Here is a 16,368-nt window from a genome sequence, read left to right on the forward strand (position 1 = left end):
AACCTGCCCGGGCCGGGTGGACTCGTACGGGTGGGGAGTGACATGGATCAGATAACAGTGCGCAGCAGGGCCAGGGTCCCTGCGATCACCTGCGGGAGCAGCGCGACCAGTTCGCGTCTCGACCGCCATCTCTCGGTGCTGGCCGGCCCTGCCGTGCCGCAGCGGGAGGCGGCCGAGGCGACCTCGCTGATGCGTGAGCTGACCACTCGTGACAAGACGCACGAGCGCAGCGACCGGGGTGCGCGAGTCCGCCGCGTCTCGCTCTTCGCCCCGCTGCGTCGGCTCCGCCGGTCCCTGTTCGGCGGGCGCTGACTCGCACCGGCGTTCCTCGAGCTACTTCCTGGCCCGCGCCCGGCACACCACACGTCCGGCGCCGTACAGCGCTGTCGCCGCCGCCATCCCCACGGCACGCAGCGGCGCCCCGGAGTGTCACCCGGGCGCGGGCACATCCCCGCCGTCATCCACCCGTCAGTCCCTCAGCGCTCCCCGCGCGCGTACCGGCGTACCGCGAGCGGCATGAACACCGCGATCAGCACCGCGCACCACACCAGTGACCCGGCGACGGGATGCGCGACCGGCCAGGCGGAACCGTCCGGCACGGACCCGTTGCCGAACAGATCCCGCAGGGCCATGGTGACCGCGCTGATCGGATTCCACTCGGCGATCGTGCGCAGCCATCCCGGCAGGCCGTCGGTCGGAATGTACGCGTTGGACAGCAGCGGCAGGATGAAGGTCGCCCCGCCCAGCTGACCGGCGGCCTCCTCGTTCCGGGTGAGCAGCCCGAGGAAGATCCCGACCCACGTCGTCGCGAACCGGAACAACAGCAACAGCCCCACGGCGCCCAGCGCTTCGAGCGCGGACCCCTCGATCCGCCAGCCCACCGCGAGTCCCACCAGCAGGAACGGCACGGTCCCCGCGGCCGTCACGACCAGGTCCGCGCCCGCCTGCCCGAGCGGCACGGCGGCCCGGCTCATCGGCAGCGTCCGGAAGCGGTCCATCACGCCGCGGTGCGTGTCCTGCGCGGCCTGGAACATGCCGGTCATGATCCCGTTCGCCGCGGTCGCCACCAGCAGCCCCGGCACCAGGAAGGACCGGTACTGCGCGCCCGGCATCGCCAGCGCGCTGCCGAAGACGTAGCCGAAGAACAGCAGCATGGTGATCGGCATGGTCTGGGTCAGGATCAGCAGCCCCGGGTTGTTGCGGACCCGTCGCATCTGGCGGCCCAGCATCGCGCCGCTTTCGAAGGTGAGAGTGCTCATGCCGCACGCTCCTCGGTGAGTCGCAGGAACACGTCGTCGAGCGTCGGGGGTTTCAGGCTCGCGTCGAGCAACGGCACGCCCGCCGCGTCGAGTTCGCGCACCAGGCGGGGGAGGGTGAGCGTGGCGTCCCGGGCGACCGCGCCGACGGCGCGCCGGTCGTGGTCGAACGACGGTTCGGCACCCGTCAGTTGGTCCAGCACCGCCGCCGCCTTCACCATGACGTCCGGATCGGCGACGACGACCTCGACATGTGCGCCGATCGACGCCTTGAACTGGGCCGGCGACCCCGTGTGCGCGACCCGGCCCCGCTCCACCAGGGCGATGTCGTCGGCGAGTCGGTCGGCCTCCTCCAGATACTGCGTGGTCAGCAGCACGGTCGTGCCGTCATCGGTCAGCTCCCGTACCGCCTCCCAGATGCGGTTGCGGCTCGCGGGGTCGAGGCCCGTCGTGGGCTCGTCCAGGAACAGCACGTCGGGGCGGCGCACCAGGCTCGCCGCGAGGTCCAGGCGGCGGCGCATCCCGCCCGAGTACGTGGCCGCCGGCCGGTCGGCCGCCTCGGTCAGCCCGAAGCGGTCCAGCAGCTCGCCGGCCCGCTCGTCCGGCCTGCCCACCCGGTGCAGCCGCGCGAACAGCCGGAGGTTCTGGCGGCCGGTGAGTTCGCCGTCGACCGAGGCGTACTGGCCGGTGACGCCGATGCTGCGCCGGACGGCCGCGGGGTCCCGCAGCAGGTCGTGACCCGCGACGCGGGCCGATCCGGCGTCCGGGCGCAGCAGCGTGGTGAGCAGCCTGATCGCCGTCGTCTTGCCCGCCCCGTTGGGTCCCAGAAGTCCGCAGACGGTCCCCTGTGCCACGGCCAGATCCAGGCCGCGCACGGCACGCACCTCACCGAACCGCTTCTCCAGACCTTCACTAAGTACAGCGTACGTAGAAGTCATGTCACGACCATAGCGCACTACGTACGGTGTACGTAACTAGGATGGTGGCCGAGGTGATGATCCATGGCGGGCCGAGCTGCCGTACCCGAAGTGATCTGGGCGCGTCCCGAAAGGACCGGGCGCGGTCCCAGGCCCGCGTTCACCCGTGCGGACATCGCGGCCGCGGCGGTGCGCATCGCCGACGCCGGCGGGCTGGACGCCGTGTCCATGCGGCATGTGGCGGCCGAGCTGGGCTGCGGGACGATGTCGCTGTACAACTACGTCCCCCGCAAGGAGGACCTGCACGAGCTGATGATCGACGCGGTGGGCGCCGAGCACGAGATGCTGGAGCCTTCGGGCGACTGGCGTGCCGACATGATCCGCAACGCGCAGGAGACCCGCGCCATCATGCACCGCCACACCTGGGTGCCGCGGCTGATGTCGGGCGTCTACGGCTTCAGCCCCAACACCCTGCGCTACCTGGAGCACTGCCTGGCCTGTCTCGAACCGCTCGACGTCCCGTACAGCGTGAAGATGGAGCTGGTCGCGCTGCTCAACGGCGTCGTGACGACGTACACCGCGAACGAGATCGCCACCGCCGAGCGGACCAGGTCCATGCCGTGGTCCGAGGAGGAGGAGAACGCGGTGCGCATCGCGTATCTCGGCAGTCAGGTCGCCACCGGCAAGTATCCGCGCCTTGCCGCCGCCTTCATGGCGGACAGTGGGCCGATCGATCTGGAGGGGGTGTTCCGGCGGGCGTTGGAGCGGGTGCTGGATGCTTTCGACCCCGACCTGCGATGAGGCCCGACACTCAGGGGCAGGCCAGCAGTTCCCCAGCCCACCGCGTGCCCGACGCGCACGTGTGGACCGTTCCGGGCCGCCACCCCTCCATCCGCCGGATCGCGCCGACGACCGCGTCGAGTTCCTTGTCGTCGAGCGTCGACACCGCCCGCGACGGGTCGAGACCGGTCCACCTGGCCACCATGGCGATGTAGTGGGGCGTGTCGTTCTCGAAAGAGGGCGCGTAGCGGGCGATGGCCTGCGCGATCGACGACGAGTTGTAGGCGGGGGTGCGTAGTAGCGCGGCGACGGCGGCCGCGCCGGTCTCCTCGTCAGGGAAGACCGCGAAGCGCCCGTTCGCCCCGATGGCGCCGTGGGACCGGGTGAAGGCGCCCGCAACGATGTTGCCGGGGTTGTTGTTGCGCCAGGCGATCGTGCCACCGGTGCGTATCTCGCCCGCGTACACCACGTAGTTGGTGCCCTCCGGGCTGCGGCCCGCGGTACCGGGGGCGGGCCGGGACGCGACGGAGGGGGCTGACGCAGGGGCGGGGACGACCTTCGGGGCAACGACGGTGCCTGTCGCGCCGGGGCGGTCGCAGCCACGCCAGTACGAGGTCTCGCCGCGTGCGCCGGGGCGATGCAGGCCGATGTGGATATGGTCCGTGTGCGGGTTGGCACCTTTGTACTCACGGGTCATCGGCTTGCCCCGGTCCCTGACCGTGCTCCAGATCCGCCGGTTCCAGATGATCTCCTGTACGCCGAGCCGCCGCAGCAGTGCGTCGGGGACGCCGGCCGCGTCGGGTGCGAGCAGCCGGTCGATGATCGCCGTCGCGACAGCCAAGTCCGCCGGCTCGGAGGCGTCCAGGTAGTAGTCGACGGCGCGTCCCTCGGCGTGCAGGCTCTTCCTCGCGCCGCCCGTGATGGGCCGGCACGCCACGATTCCGTGCCGGCGCCTGCCGAACGTGGGCAGCAGCCACTCGTTGACGAACCGCACCATGCCCGGCGGCACTTCAGTCGCGCACGGGGTCGTCCCCGGCACGAACACATCCGTCCCGTCGTACCGGTAGGCGTCCGGCGCGCACCGGCCGGTGTCCTCGGCGATACCTTCCGCACCGGGTGCCACAGGCCGCAACAGCACCGTCATCGGCGCGGTCAGGCCCTCCGGGCCGGTCAGCAGTCGAGCCAGTCCACCGGGTGGCGCTGGGCGTGCCCCGGCGGTGTCCACCACTCGCACATAGCCGCCCGGCCCGCCGCGCTCCGCCGGCAGACCGTCGAGGCGGTCGCGGCCCAGCACCCCGTCCGCGGTGACGACGAAGACGTGGACCGCGCCGCTTTCGCTGCGGCGCACCAGGAGATCCCCGGGCGACGGCGGCGCGCCGACGGGGCGGCCCGGCACCGCCAGCACCGTGTACGCCGCCGGCGCCCTGGCCGCTCCCATGACCGTGTCGTAGAGCGCGCGGTACGGCTGCCCGCCCCGGCCGTCCACGACAACGTGCACTCCCTCGGCCACCCCGAGACTCTCGTCCGCCACGAGCCGCCCCACGGACTCGGTGTCGGCGAAGACTAGTCCGACGGACATCGTCTCCGCCTCGCCCACGAACTCCCGCTCGTCCAGCACCGTCTCGGCCTCGGAGCCGTACTCGACCGCGAACCCGGCCGATGCCGCGGCCCCGGCTTCCGGCCCCCATGGCCCCGCCTCCGGCAGCGAGGCTCCGGCCTCCGCCCCGGCTCCCTCGTCCGCAGGCCCCACGGCCTGGGCCTCTGCCAGGGCTGACTCGGACCTCGGCCAGGCCGTGTCGTCCTCGGGTTCGAAGGCGAAGGCACCCTTCGGCACCATCTCGTCCGGTGTCTCCTCGATCGACTCGGTGACGGACACGTCGGCCTCCAGGGACAGGGAAGGGAAGTACTCGGGCACGGGCACCCCCGCGGCCAGCGCGGCAGCGGTGCACAGCCGGCCGGCGCCGGCCCGGTACTGATCGGGAGCCCCGGTCGGCGGGGCGGCCGTCGTGGTCAGCAGCCGCCGAACGGTCTCGACGTCCCGCACCCCTGCCTCGTACAGGAGCGCGACGGCCCCCGTGACCTGGGGAGCCGCCATGCTGGTGCCGCTCATCCGGGTCAGCCCACCGCTGCCTGGTGGTGCCCCGCGCGGGGTCGAACGGGCAGCGAGGAGGGCGACACCCGGGGCCGAGAGGTCGGGTTTCGTGCGACCGTCGACCGTGGGCCCGCTACTGCTGAAGGGGGCCAGGGAGCCGTCCGGAGCGAGGGCACCCACCGTCAGTCCGCTGCGCTCGTGGCAGACGGTGCCGGTGGTGGTGGCCGGGTCGGGATCAGTGAATACGAGGGGGAGCCCCCCGCGCAGTGGACGCTCCAGCCAGGCGTGGTAACGACCGTCCGCAATGTCGATACCGGTCAGGCGCAGCGCCCACGTCCCGGCCGGAACGGTGCTTGCAAGGCGCAGCGTCAGCTGATTGCGGCCGTTGTTGGGGTCGTCGAGTCGGTGCGCGGCGAAGCCGAGTCCGTCCCGCAGCGTCGTCTGCCCCACGGGCAAGGGGAGTTCCAGACCGTCGGGTGCGAGCAGGGTGACGGCGAGCCGGTCGGCACCGCCGTACCAGAGGTCCAGCGCGGCATGATGCGGTGGATGCGGCACCCGGAACTGCACCAGCCGGTCCCGCCCCTGGACGAGGCGGCCACTGTGGTGCGCCCGGCGGGCGAAGTAGTTCCCGGCGCTGTGCACGCACAGGCGGGGCGAGGGGTCGGAGCGGGCGAACTCGTCGAAGGCGATCTCCACGAGGGTGCGCCCGTCGTGCGGCCCGCGCTGCTGACCGAGGCTGCAGTTGACGACCAGCGGACGTCCGCCGGCGACCCGTGCGACGAAATCCAGCGCCTCGACCAGCGCCACCGAGTCACCGATGTCGACCGGGCCCAGGTCGCCCCACGTCGACAGGTGCACGAACACCAGATCCGCACCGGGAGCCATGCCGGCAGGCCCGCCCGCACCCGCACCGCCGACGGCGATCGACGCTGTGTGCGTGCCGTGCGCGCCGATACCGGGGTCGGCGTCGGCCGGGTGGTATCCGAGCACGTCGTACGAGTCAGAGGTGGCCAGTGCCCGGTCGATCTCCTCGCGCGGGTAGACGCGTCCGTAGCCGTACGGGGCGGGACTTCCGGGCTGGGATCCGGGACGCTGGTCCCACAGGGCGAGGACGCGGCTGCCGCCGTCCTCGCGCCGGAAGTCGGGATGCGCGAAGTCCAGGCCCCAGTCGATCACTCCGACGACCGTCCCCGCGCCGGTCCACCGCACACCGTCGGGCCGACGTGCCTCGTCCGCTGGCGCTGCCGACGGCGCGTCAGCGGCCTCCTCCACATCGGCGCCGTGCAGCAGCGGTGCCTTCACGCTGACCACCGCCGCGGCGTCCCGCAGCGTGGCGACATCGGCCGCGCGCGCCCGGACCGTGGCGACGGTCCCGGTCCGCGTCACCACACGCAGACCCGGCGGCGCGGGCGTCGCCGCGTCGCGGAACCGGACGATCAGACCCAGTTCCTTCTCGGGCGCCGAGCGGGCGAGGAGCTCGGCCAGGCCGGGATCCATGGCCCGTCAGGACGCCGCGCCCGGCGCGGAGCGCCTGCTGCGTTTGTCCGTGTCGTGCTCCGGCGTCCCCCTGGTCCTCAGCCGCAGCAGTACCGCGCTCTTCTGCGCGACTACCTCACCTGCCTTGGGGTCCTGGGCAACGACGACATCCGTTTCGGTGCAGTCACGGTCCTCGTAGACGGGCTCCAGAAGGGACTTGGCCAGGTTGCGCCCGGCCTCCCTGCGCGTCATCAGGCGCACGTCCGGCACGATCGCGGGGATGCCCATGCTGACCTCGAGCCGCACGGTCCGCCCCGTCTCGGGGAAGCCGCCCGGCTCCGGGTCCTGTGTCCGCACCCGGTCCCGGTCGTCCTTGTCGCCCGGCACCTCGACGATTTCCGCGCCGAACCCGGCCTCGATCAGAGTCTCGACCGCCTCGCCGCGGTGCAGCCCCACCACCTTGGGCACAGACTTCCCCCGCGAGACGAACAACAGCACCTCCGAACCCCGGGCGACCACTGTCTTCGCCACCGGGCTCTGCGCGGCGACCTGGCCGCGCGGCACCTTGTCCTCGACGACCAGACGATCCTGCGCCGCGGCCGTCAGTCCCGCCTGCGCCAGCTCCTCACGAGCCCGGCTCGGTGACAGCGACAGCAGATCGGGCACGACCACCGTGTTCGTGCCCGTCGCCGCAGGCACGTCCTCCTGGTCCCGGCCGGCCGCCAGCTGACGCTTGATCAGTTGATCGGCGACCACGATGCCGAGCAACGGGTTGGGGACCACGCCGGCGACGATCGCGGGCTGAAGACTGTCCTTCGTGCTGAGCCCTGCCCGCTGCCCCAGCACCAGCCCCAGGACGAGATTCTGTGCGTACACCACCGTGCTGCCCTCCTCTGCTCTTCGTCGGTCGCCGTCAGCGCTGTGCCAGCAGGAGCAGGGCGATCAGACCCATGCCGCCGGAGTCACCGCCGAACAGACCGCCGGAGGCGCCCTGCCCACCGCCCTCCGTCCCAGAGCTGCCGCCGAGGCCACTGAGCAGCAGCAGCGGCAGGATGGAGGAGAAGCCGTCGGAGTCCAGGACGACCTTGTCCTTCGCGAGCAGACCCGAGGTGTTCTCGGTGATCGTGCGGGTCGACGGTCGGTTCAGCAGCTGAAGCAGCATGATCGAGTCGCGGGTCTGCGCGTTCTGCTGACGCACCTGCCGTAGGTCCCTGCCGACCCGGCGGCTCAGCCTGCCCTGGCTCGCGTCGACCGAGCGGACCTTGCCGTCCACCTGGGACACGGCACGCGACGTAGCACGGATCCTGTTGTCCAACTCGGCGCGGAGCGTGGCGAGCCGGGTCTCCAGGAGCGCCGGGGTCACGGTGCCGCCCTGCGCGCCGGCCGCGGTCGGGGCCGGCGCGGGCGGGGTGAACGTGGACGGCCGGACCGGGGCGGTTCGCACGGGCCGTTGGACAGGCCGGTTCCGTTGCCGCGACCGCTCCTCGTACGCCTCGTCGCCGTACGCCTCGTCTCCATAAGCTTCGTCTCCGTAAGCCTCTTCGTAGGCTTCGTCTCCGTAGGCCTCGTCGCTCTCCGCAAGCGCGGATCCATTCAGGTACTCCGGGGCGAAGGTCATGACTCACTGCCCTCCTCGGCAGGGCGGATGGGTGCGATGTAGCGCTGGTGGGCCCAGGGGTCGGGCGTCTGCCAGCCGGGACTGCCACGCCCCGCGCAGAGCGGGCAGAGCAGGTCGTCGCCCCAGCACAGATGGCAGGCACCGGTACCGGCGGCGAGTGTGTCGTTGCGTCGGCGCAGCAGCGCGAGTTCCTCGTCGCGAGCGGCCGTCTCGCGCGTCGTCGGCGCCGAGGCGTACGGGTCGGCATAGGGGTCCGGCTCCCGCGCGGGGCCGGCCTCGTCCTGACGGCGCATCAACAACTCCACGATCGCCGCCAGTTCGGGGTCGTTCTGGCGGGCGGTGGCGAGCAGTTCGTCGACGGACGGCAGCGAGGGCACCTCGGGCACGGTCATGATGAGACCGTCCGCAGGTACTCGTACCAGGCCGCCGCCTCCAGCTCCGCCGTCTCGGCGTCGGAATAGACGACGCGGTCCGCGGACCGGCGGACCCGGCGGCGCGGCCGTTCGCGACGGGGCTCGGACGGCTTCGGCGGCACGTCCGAGGCACTGCCCACGGGGTCGGCCGCGACGACCGGCTCCTGCGTCGATCCGGGGGCCGACAGCGGGGGCAGCGAAGAGAGCAGGGCGTTCAGGGAGGCGGCGCGGTCCAGGGGGTTGGCCGGATCGGCACTCGGCTGGAACGCGACGTAGGTGTCATCCGCCTCCGCCGCCTCGGGGTGCGACTCGGCGAACTCAGCGCTTGCCTGCGTCGCGAGGCCGCCCAGCAGATTCGCGAACGCGGCGGCCGGTACGGCGAATCCGCCGGTGCTGACCTTCTCCTTGCCCGCCGCACCCAACGCCAACTGGATCAGGGCGTGCTGTGTCTCGGGGCGCGCCAGGACGGAGAGCAGCGCGTTGCCGGCGCCGCCCGCGGACGCGGGGCCGGGGTGGTAGGCGGGCAGGGGCGGTGGCTCCGACGCCGGGTGGAGCTGCGGTGCCGGCGCCGGGGTCCCGTGGGCGGGCGGGGCCGCCGGTTGCGGGCTCCAGGTGACCGCCGCGGTTCCGGCCGCGGAAGACGCCGTAGCCGGGGCGGGCCCCCGCCCGCGGGCGGGCGCGGCGGCCGGACGTGGCGCCGTGGGCTGCGGAGCAAGCGCCGCGGTGGCGGCACCGAGCCCGGCTCCGATCAGCGCGCCCCACGGCCCCGCGGCGGAACCCGCCGCCGCGCCTCCTCCGGCGGCCGAGAGGATGCGTTGCCCTTGAGGGCTTGACACCGCCTGGGCCGCCTGCGAGGCGAACGCGCCGAGACCGCTGCCGATGGCGGAGAGCCAGTTCTCCGCGTCGGGCGCTGTGAGGCCCCCGAACAGCCGGGGCGTGACCGATTCGAGCGCTTCGTCGGACAACTCGGCGTACGGCGAAGCGAGTACGTTGCGTACGGCCGGATAGCGCGTCGGCACGTCATCCATCGCAGGCTCCCGATTCCTGGGGCGGCACCGGGCTCCAGAATCGCGACGTGCTGTCGCCGCAGCGTCACGGCACCGTCGCACGCCCCAGCGAGACCGCGGCCAGCCGCTCCATCTCGGCTGTCGGCGCCAGCCCCAACTCGGCCTCCATGAGGTCCCGGCAGCGCTCGTAGACCCGCCGTGCCTCGACATGGTTGCCCTCGTCCTGGTGCGCGCGGACCAGGATGCGGTAGCCGCTCTCGCGCAGCGGCTCCGCGCACACGGCTTGGCCGGCGATCTCGATCGCCTGGGCATGCCGGGCCCGCGCGAGGTGGGCGAGAGCGAGCCGCTCCAGCGCGTGCAGTCGCAACTGGCGGTAGCGCTCCCGCTCGACGACGGCCCAGTCGTCGTACCAGTCGGGCAGGACGTCCAGGAGAAGGAGGGCCTCGTCGGGCGGGGCGGGTACGGGCAGTTCCACGGGCCGGGCCGCCGGGTCGATCAGGGCACGGGCGACAGCCGTGGCCCGCGCCAGATCCAGCACGACGCTGTCGTCCAGCGTGAGCCGCTGCGGGCCGTACCCGACCACCAGGCCGGGGCAGCCGCGTTGCAGGCGCCACAGCGCGGAGCGCAGATTGGCGCGCCCCCGCCCGTCCGGCAGGCCGGGCCACAACTCCTCACCGATCGTCTCGCGCGGGGCGGCACCCCGGCAGCCCAGATACGCCACGAGCCGCTCGGCCCCCGGCGCCGACGCCACCGGTCGGCCGTCCCGCAGAATCCCCACGTCACCCAGCAGTGCCACGCCGTAACGGGCGGGGGCGCCGGTCGCCGCCGAACCCTGCGGCAGGCGGCTCAACCGGAGTTCTCCCTCGTCGGCCGGCCGACTTCGCGCAGCCATGTCTCGATGCCCTCCCGTGCGGCCTCCGTCGTCGGCCAGACGACGGAGGCCTCGCCGTTGTCGCTCACATAGACGGCGCGTATCGCCACCGTGGTGCCGTGCACCATCGCCCGAAGGACGAGGATCCGCGCCCGTTGCGGCATGTCCATGAGACGGAGCGTGTCGTCGTGGGCGTCGCCGCGGGGTCACCGGCCCGTCTCGGGGAGGCCGGCGGCGTGTGGTCACCAGGCGCCGAACGGAGCCAGGTTCGGCCCGACGGAGTGCCAGTCGCCCTCGCCGTCGTGCGCCTCGTGCGCGAGATGCCCGGCGTACCACAGGACCAGGTCCTGGCCGTCCGTGGGCTCTGCGGTCAGATACGCCCCGAGCTCGTCGGCGGCCGCCGAGCCCTGCCGTCCGTACAGGTCCTCCGCCCCGCGATAGCGCAGCACCCACAGGTCCGAGGCGGAGAACGCGTCGGCGGTGCCGTCGCCGGGGCCGGGTAGAACGTGGAAGCCGCGCCCACTGTCGACGTCGAGGATCGCCCAGCTCCGCCGGGAGGACGGGTTCTTCCGCCGCGTGGTCTCCCACCGCTTGGTGTGCCACCCCGCCCCCCAGCCCTGGTCCGGCGTATAGGTGTTGAACTCCAGCGCCACGTCACGCCCGGCGCCGTCGATGTCGAAGTCGAAGCGCCAGTAGGCGTGGTGCCGGTGATCGTAGGGGCACTGGAGTCCGGCGCTGTACAGCCGGGGCATGACCCACCCGTGCTCCCAGAACACCCAGCGGTGGGTCAGCCGGTAGGCGCCGATGGTGTGGTACGACTCCACCGCCAGGCCGCGCACTCCGTTGCTCGTGTACGAGTACACACAAACCCGTGAGCCCGGGCAACGGCCCGTCGGCTTGGCATTGTTGTAGTTCAGCGGATCCTTGTAGGGGCCGCAGGGGCCGTCGTACTGCACCCGTAGGGACGGCAGACTGGCCTTGTAGAACACTTGGTGGCCCCGGTAGCGGGCCGCGCGGATCACGATGCCTTCCTGGTCCGGATAGTCGGTGAGCCGCCAATCGAACTCCCAGACAGGCCCCGTCGTCGAGGGCCACGCGACATGCCCCGCCTCACTCATGACCACCCTCCCGTGTCTCGACCACGCTCTCGTCACCGAGGTCGACAATCGCCCGGACCCGGGGCAGCCGCTCGTCGGCGGGCCCGAACCCGACGTACGCCCGCCGCCTGCCGTAATGGCGGTCGCCGGGCTCGACGTCGCTCGTCAGCAGGACGAACCCGATGTCGCCGTCACGTAGTTGTCCGGCCACCCGGACATCGGCGCGCGCGATGCGCAGGGCGTGCTCGATCTCTTCGTCGGACAGCGGCGGTTGTCCCTCCAGCCGTCGTACCTCCGCGACCTTGAGTGTCTCGATCGGACCGCTCAGGCTCACCTCGTACGCATGGTTGTCGCTGTAGTCGTACAGGAAGAGGAGCGTGCGGGCGGCCCCGCGGCGTTTGTCGTCCAGCAGGGTGGTCGCGCCCAGTACGGCGTGGCGCTTGCCCTCGAGGACGCGGCGGACCCGGTCGTCCGCGAGCGCCAACGGTGCGATCCTCCAGGTGAGTTCGGCTCCGTCGGGCACCTCGACCGCCAGGCTGCGGACGGTTTCCGCCGGGCCGGGGTCGGGTGCGGGGGCGGGCAGCTCGCGCAACGGTGGCTCCACGACGGCCGCGAACTGTCGAAGTTCGGGATCCCTCGGTGGGTGGGGCACGGCAAATCCGGGCGTGTGCATGACGGTGTGTTCCCCCCTGTCAGCGGTGGCCGGACACCGTAGGCGGGCAGTCGGCCGTCGACAATGGCGGACGGCGGCACACCGTTTCGGGGGCGCGTGCACCGGCACGCCGACGAGAGCTCAGAGCAGTGCGAACTGCCCCTCGGGGCCCTCTTCGTGGTGGTCCAGAACCGACGCCGGGCGACGGGCCTGCTCCAGGACCGGCAGGACGCCGGCCCCTCGAAGGTCGGTCGCGGTGATGGGGGCCGTCAACTCCCCGTCGAGTGGCTGGAGTTCCGCCATCAGGGCCAGGACCGTGATCAGTTCCAGCAGCTCCGACGTCCATGCCTGCGGCCAGGTCGCCGGGCGGATCGCCGCCAGGGTGCCCGGCTCGGGCTCCGTGACACGGGCGGTGAACCACTGCTCCAGGACCTTCACGCCGGCCACCTCGTAGTCCCACGCCTCCGGCGGGACCGGTGAGATGCGGCCCCCGTCCAGCAGCAGGGCCTCCTCGTCGCGGTCGTACTCCAGCGTCAGCGGGCGGGAGGGGAGCGGCGCGCGGACGTACGGGCGGCGGCCGCCGGGGAGCTTCGGGCGGTCGCCGTCGCGTCGCATCAGCCAAAGGGCGCGGTGACCCGACTCCACGCCGCGTGCCCACAGTCCGGGGTCGGCGGTGAGAGGGACGGTCAGGTCCGGGCGGACGGCCGCCACGGTCCAGGCGAGCAGGTCCAGCGGCTCGACCGGTACGCCGAGCCGGTCCCCGAGGTGCTCCAGGAGGCCCGGCGCCAGGTTGGGTTCCGTGCCGTCCGGGCGGCGGAAGAGCGGGCGGACGCGGCCCGGGCGGACCAGGGGCAGCAGGGAGGTCGCCAGCAGGGGGGAGTCCGGGGCCTGCACGACGAAGACCTGGTGCTCGTCCGCCACCCGCCACAGCTCAGGGCGGGCCGCGTCGATCAGGCGGTGGTCGGGGATCAGCCACTGCTCGTCGAAGGGCGCGCGCAGGACGCGTACCGGCTCCGGGCAGGGGCCCGTGGCCCGGAGCAGTTTCTCGGTGCCGGTGCTCTGGCCGGGCAGCTGACCGACCGCCGAATGCAGGGTGCGCGAGCGCGTCGGCTCCAGCAGGGCCTCCCGGTCCGGGCCCTCGGCCTTCACGAAGGCGTCCCAGCGGGCCTTCAGGGACGCCGCGTCGGGGCCCGTCGGCCACCCCCGGCCGAGCCGCGGCGGTGCGACGGACCACGGCATGAGGTCCGCCAGCGGCGGAGCGTCGTCGTGCGTCACGCTGGGCATCGTACGGCCTGGGTGCGACACGCGGGTCAGGTGGCGTCGAGCGTCACCGTGAAGGAGAAGCGGTCGCCCCGGTAGTGGATGACCGCCGCGTCCAGCACGCGTCCCGCCGCGTCGTAGGTCACGCCCGTGTAGTGCAGGATCGGGCTCAGCAAGGGGATTTGGAGCAGTTTCGCCGTCTCCGGGTCCGCGAGCCGCGCCTCCACGGTGTCCGTGATGCGGCTGATGTCCGCCCCGACGACATCCCTCAGCACCTTCGTCATCGGCCAGCGGACCAGGTCGTCCAGGTCGATGCGCGCGGCAAGTTCGGGACGGACGTAGTTGCGGGCGTGGTTCGTCGGCTCGCCCGTCTTCTCGTCGCCGCGCAGCCGGTGGTACGTGGCCACCTCGTCGATGTCCGGGAAGTACTCCGCGAGTTCGGCCGGCACCGGCTCCCGGCCGTGGCCCAGCAGTTCCGTCACCATGCCGGACTGCTGGGCCACGATCGCGTCCACCGAGCCGAGCAGTCGCACGGGGGCGCCCCGGCGGGCGTCCGGCTCGATGAACGTGCCGCGTCTGCGGTGGCGCGTGATCAGGCCCTCGTCCTCCAGCTCCTTCAACGCCTGGCGCATGGTCAGCACGCTCACGCCGTAGTGCTCGGCCAACTGCTCCTCGGTGGGCAGCCGCAGCGAGTCCTGCGGACGGCGGCCCAGTATCGAGGCGCGCAGCGACTGCGACACCTGGTACCAGAGCGGCAGCTTGCGGTTCAGGACGATCGAGTCCGGGGCGAAGGAGGTCACGTGGCCATCCGTACCGGTAGGGGATCTCTACTGCAAGGGGCGGAAGTGACGCTCCAGGCCCTGCCATACGTCGTCATAGCGCCGTTGCAGATGGTCGGCGCCGGCCGCTTGCGGCGTCAGCGTCACCGGCCAGCGGGTCTCGAACATGAAGGCCAGACCGTCGTCGACCTTCTGCGGCTTGAGCTCCGCCGCGCTCGCGCGGTCGAACGTCTCCCGGTCCGGGCCGTGCGCGGACATCATGTTGTGCAGCGAGCCGCCGCCCGGCACGAAGCCCCCCTTTCCGGCCGTCTTGGCGTCGTACGCGCCTTCGATGAGACCCATGTACTCGCTCATCACGTTCCGGTGGAAGTACGGCGGCCGGAACGTGTCCTCGCCCACCAGCCAGCGCGGCGCGAACACGACGAAGTCGACGCCCGCGAGGCCCGGGGTGTCCGACGGGGAGGTCAGCACCGTGAAGATCGACGGGTCGGGGTGGTCGTAGGAGATGCTGCCGATCACATTGAAACGGCGCAGATCGTAGACGTACGGCACATGGTTGCCGTGCCAGGCCACCACGTCGAGCGGGGAGTGGTCGTACGTGGCGGTCCAGAGGTTTCCGCAGAACTTGTTCACCACCTCCACAGGTCCCTCGGTCTCCTCGTACGCCGCCACCGGGGCCATGAAGTCCCGGGCGTTCGCGAGGCCGTTGGCGCCGATCGGGCCGAGGTCGGGGAGGTGGAAGGGCGCCCCATAGTTCTCGCACACATAACCGCGGGCGGACTCGTCCAGTAGCTCCACACGGAAGCGCACCCCACGGGGAACCAACGCCACATGTCCCGGCTCCGCATGCAGCAGCCCGAACTCCGTGCGCAGCAGCAGCCCGCCGAGCTCCGGCACGATCAGCAGCTCGCCGTCGGAGTCGCTGAAGACGCGGTCCATTGAGGAGTTGGCGTGGTACAGGTGCACGGCCATGCCGGTGCGCTGGGTCGCGTCGCCGTTGCCGCCCAGCGTCCACAGGCCCGCCAGGAAGTCGGTTCCGGGGGCCGGCTCGGGCAGCGGGTTCCAGCGCAGGCGGTTGGGGTCCGGCACCGACTCGGTGAAGGGCGCCGTGCGGATCGCGCCGTTGTCCGTGCGCGTGAACGCCGGGTGGGCGGCCGAGGGGCGAATGCGATACAGCCACGAGCGGCGGTTGTGCGCCCTCGGTTCGGTGAACGCCGAACCGCTCAGCTGCTCGGCGTACAGGCCCAGCGGGGCGCGCTGCGGTGAGTTGCGGCCCTCGGGCAGGGCGCCCGGCACCGCCTCCGAGCTGTGCTCGTTGCCGAATCCGCTGAGGTAGACCAGCCCCTCCGCGGTCTTCCGCGCTTGCCCGTGCTCGAACACGCTCGCGTGGGAGGTGCCCCCATCGCTCATGATCGCTCCCTTGGATCTGATTCCTATGCTCCACCGTAGGATTGCGGTTTCGCCGGCGCAAGAGATCCGCGGAAGCAGTCCTCGAGTACGACCGGAACCCGACGCCAACCCGACTTAAGAGGGATTCGTCTGTCGGACCGGTGTTCTAGTCTCCGGGCATGTCATGGACGCGGACCTCTCTCGCCGCGCTCGCGGTATGGGTCCTGCTGCTGACCGGAACCGCGGGCTGCGACTCCAGTGGTGCCCGGGATCAGGACGCGGGCGGTGTGTCTCCCGTGGGCAAGGTTCTCGAGGACACCGACGCCGGCGGGCGGCACTACCGCGAGGTGTCCAAGGACGAGGCCCCCGAGGTCGCCGTCGAGGTGCAGCCGGACCCGGACGCCGCCGACGGGGGCGGCTGGGACGTACGGCTGACGGTGCGCGGCTTCCGCTTCTCGCCGCCCGGCACGAAGGCTCGGGCGGTGGCCGGACACGGGCTCGCGTACCTCTTCGTCGACGGCCGCCTGGTCACCAGACTCCGCGCCCCGATGTACCGCCTCCCGGCCGACCTCGTCCCACGCGGCACGCACCACGTCACCGCCCGCCTGTACGCCGACGACGGCACGGTGTGGGCCGTGGACGGCAAGGCGGTCGAGAGCACTGCCGATGTCACGGCGTCGGGGGTGGAGACGGCGGCGGCCTCGACGGCGAGGGGGTCGGCTGGGGTGCTGGGTGCTGCGGGGGCCCGCGCCGGCGGGAGT

Annotated in this window: 17 protein-coding genes; 3 read left to right on the forward strand and 14 right to left on the reverse strand. The window is 72.3% G+C overall.

Annotated features, from left to right (window positions below):
• The first annotated feature begins 42 nt into the window (after window positions 1-42).
• On the forward strand, window positions 43-312 hold the full coding sequence (locus ACIRD7_RS31815) for a hypothetical protein (RefSeq protein ID WP_403459019.1): 270 nt from the start codon (window positions 43-45) through the stop codon (window positions 310-312).
• A gap of 164 nt (window positions 313-476) precedes the next feature.
• Here ACIRD7_RS31815 and ACIRD7_RS31820 read toward each other — a convergent pair whose 3' ends face one another.
• Entirely contained in the window at window positions 477-1,259 is a 783-nt protein-coding gene (locus ACIRD7_RS31820) for an ABC transporter permease (protein ID WP_403459020.1), read from the reverse strand.
• Complete coding sequence (locus ACIRD7_RS31825; protein WP_403459021.1) at window positions 1,256-2,194, reverse strand: ATP-binding cassette domain-containing protein; 939 nt, start codon at window positions 2,192-2,194, stop codon at window positions 1,256-1,258. The genes ACIRD7_RS31820 and ACIRD7_RS31825 overlap by 4 nt, the downstream gene beginning before the upstream one ends.
• A gap of 63 nt (window positions 2,195-2,257) precedes the next feature.
• On the opposite strand from ACIRD7_RS31825, the gene ACIRD7_RS31830 reads away from it, so the two are divergent.
• Window positions 2,258-2,974, forward strand: a complete 717-nt coding sequence (locus tag ACIRD7_RS31830) for a TetR/AcrR family transcriptional regulator C-terminal domain-containing protein (protein WP_403459022.1) — start codon at window positions 2,258-2,260, stop codon at window positions 2,972-2,974.
• A 10-nt stretch (window positions 2,975-2,984) separates the two neighbouring features.
• Here ACIRD7_RS31830 and ACIRD7_RS31835 read toward each other — a convergent pair whose 3' ends face one another.
• From ACIRD7_RS31835 to hmgA, 12 genes are all read right to left on the reverse strand, one after another.
• Window positions 2,985-6,542 (reverse strand): S8 family serine peptidase, encoded by a 3,558-nt coding sequence (locus tag ACIRD7_RS31835; RefSeq protein ID WP_403459023.1) that lies wholly within the window; start codon window positions 6,540-6,542, stop codon window positions 2,985-2,987.
• 6 nt (window positions 6,543-6,548) lie between these two features.
• Window positions 6,549-7,400, reverse strand: a complete 852-nt coding sequence (locus ACIRD7_RS31840; RefSeq protein ID WP_403459024.1) for a PASTA domain-containing protein — start codon at window positions 7,398-7,400, stop codon at window positions 6,549-6,551.
• A 34-nt stretch (window positions 7,401-7,434) separates the two neighbouring features.
• Window positions 7,435-8,139: a hypothetical protein gene (locus ACIRD7_RS31845; protein ID WP_403459025.1), complete on the reverse strand. Its 705-nt coding sequence runs from the start codon at window positions 8,137-8,139 to the stop codon at window positions 7,435-7,437.
• Entirely contained in the window at window positions 8,136-8,531 is a 396-nt protein-coding gene (locus ACIRD7_RS31850) for a hypothetical protein (RefSeq protein ID WP_403459026.1), read from the reverse strand. The genes ACIRD7_RS31845 and ACIRD7_RS31850 overlap by 4 nt, the downstream gene beginning before the upstream one ends.
• Window positions 8,528-9,580: a hypothetical protein gene (locus tag ACIRD7_RS31855; RefSeq protein ID WP_403459027.1), complete on the reverse strand. Its 1,053-nt coding sequence runs from the start codon at window positions 9,578-9,580 to the stop codon at window positions 8,528-8,530. Before ACIRD7_RS31855 ends, ACIRD7_RS31850 begins: the two co-directional genes overlap by 4 nt.
• A gap of 64 nt (window positions 9,581-9,644) precedes the next feature.
• Window positions 9,645-10,409: a BTAD domain-containing putative transcriptional regulator gene (locus ACIRD7_RS31860; RefSeq protein WP_403459028.1), complete on the reverse strand. Its 765-nt coding sequence runs from the start codon at window positions 10,407-10,409 to the stop codon at window positions 9,645-9,647.
• The gene (locus ACIRD7_RS31865) at window positions 10,406-10,600 is read right to left on the reverse strand and encodes a hypothetical protein (RefSeq protein WP_403459029.1); all 195 of its coding nucleotides are present in this window, start codon (window positions 10,598-10,600) and stop codon (window positions 10,406-10,408) included. Before ACIRD7_RS31865 ends, ACIRD7_RS31860 begins: the two co-directional genes overlap by 4 nt.
• A 72-nt stretch (window positions 10,601-10,672) precedes the next feature.
• Window positions 10,673-11,548 (reverse strand): hypothetical protein, encoded by an 876-nt coding sequence (locus tag ACIRD7_RS31870; RefSeq protein WP_403459030.1) that lies wholly within the window; start codon window positions 11,546-11,548, stop codon window positions 10,673-10,675.
• On the reverse strand, window positions 11,541-12,119 hold the full coding sequence (locus ACIRD7_RS31875; protein WP_403459031.1) for a hypothetical protein: 579 nt from the start codon (window positions 12,117-12,119) through the stop codon (window positions 11,541-11,543). Before ACIRD7_RS31875 ends, ACIRD7_RS31870 begins: the two co-directional genes overlap by 8 nt.
• 201 nt (window positions 12,120-12,320) lie before the next feature.
• Complete coding sequence (locus ACIRD7_RS31880) at window positions 12,321-13,463, reverse strand: type ISP restriction/modification enzyme (protein WP_403459032.1); 1,143 nt, start codon at window positions 13,461-13,463, stop codon at window positions 12,321-12,323.
• 26 nt (window positions 13,464-13,489) lie between these two features.
• Window positions 13,490-14,239 carry a GntR family transcriptional regulator gene (locus ACIRD7_RS31885; RefSeq protein WP_403459033.1) on the reverse strand — a complete coding sequence of 250 codons (750 nt, stop codon included), beginning with the start codon at window positions 14,237-14,239 and terminating at the stop codon, window positions 13,490-13,492.
• A gap of 27 nt (window positions 14,240-14,266) precedes the next feature.
• Window positions 14,267-15,628 carry a homogentisate 1,2-dioxygenase gene (hmgA, locus tag ACIRD7_RS31890; protein WP_403459034.1) on the reverse strand — a complete coding sequence of 454 codons (1,362 nt, stop codon included), beginning with the start codon at window positions 15,626-15,628 and terminating at the stop codon, window positions 14,267-14,269.
• 158 nt (window positions 15,629-15,786) lie between these two features.
• Here hmgA and ACIRD7_RS31895 point away from each other — a divergent pair.
• A partial coding sequence (locus ACIRD7_RS31895; protein WP_403459035.1) for a hypothetical protein occupies window positions 15,787-16,368 on the forward strand: 582 nt, incomplete at its 3' end.

Source organism: Streptomyces sp. NPDC093568, from assembly GCF_044764945.1.
Taxonomy (GTDB): Bacteria; Actinomycetota; Actinomycetes; order Streptomycetales; family Streptomycetaceae; genus Streptomyces.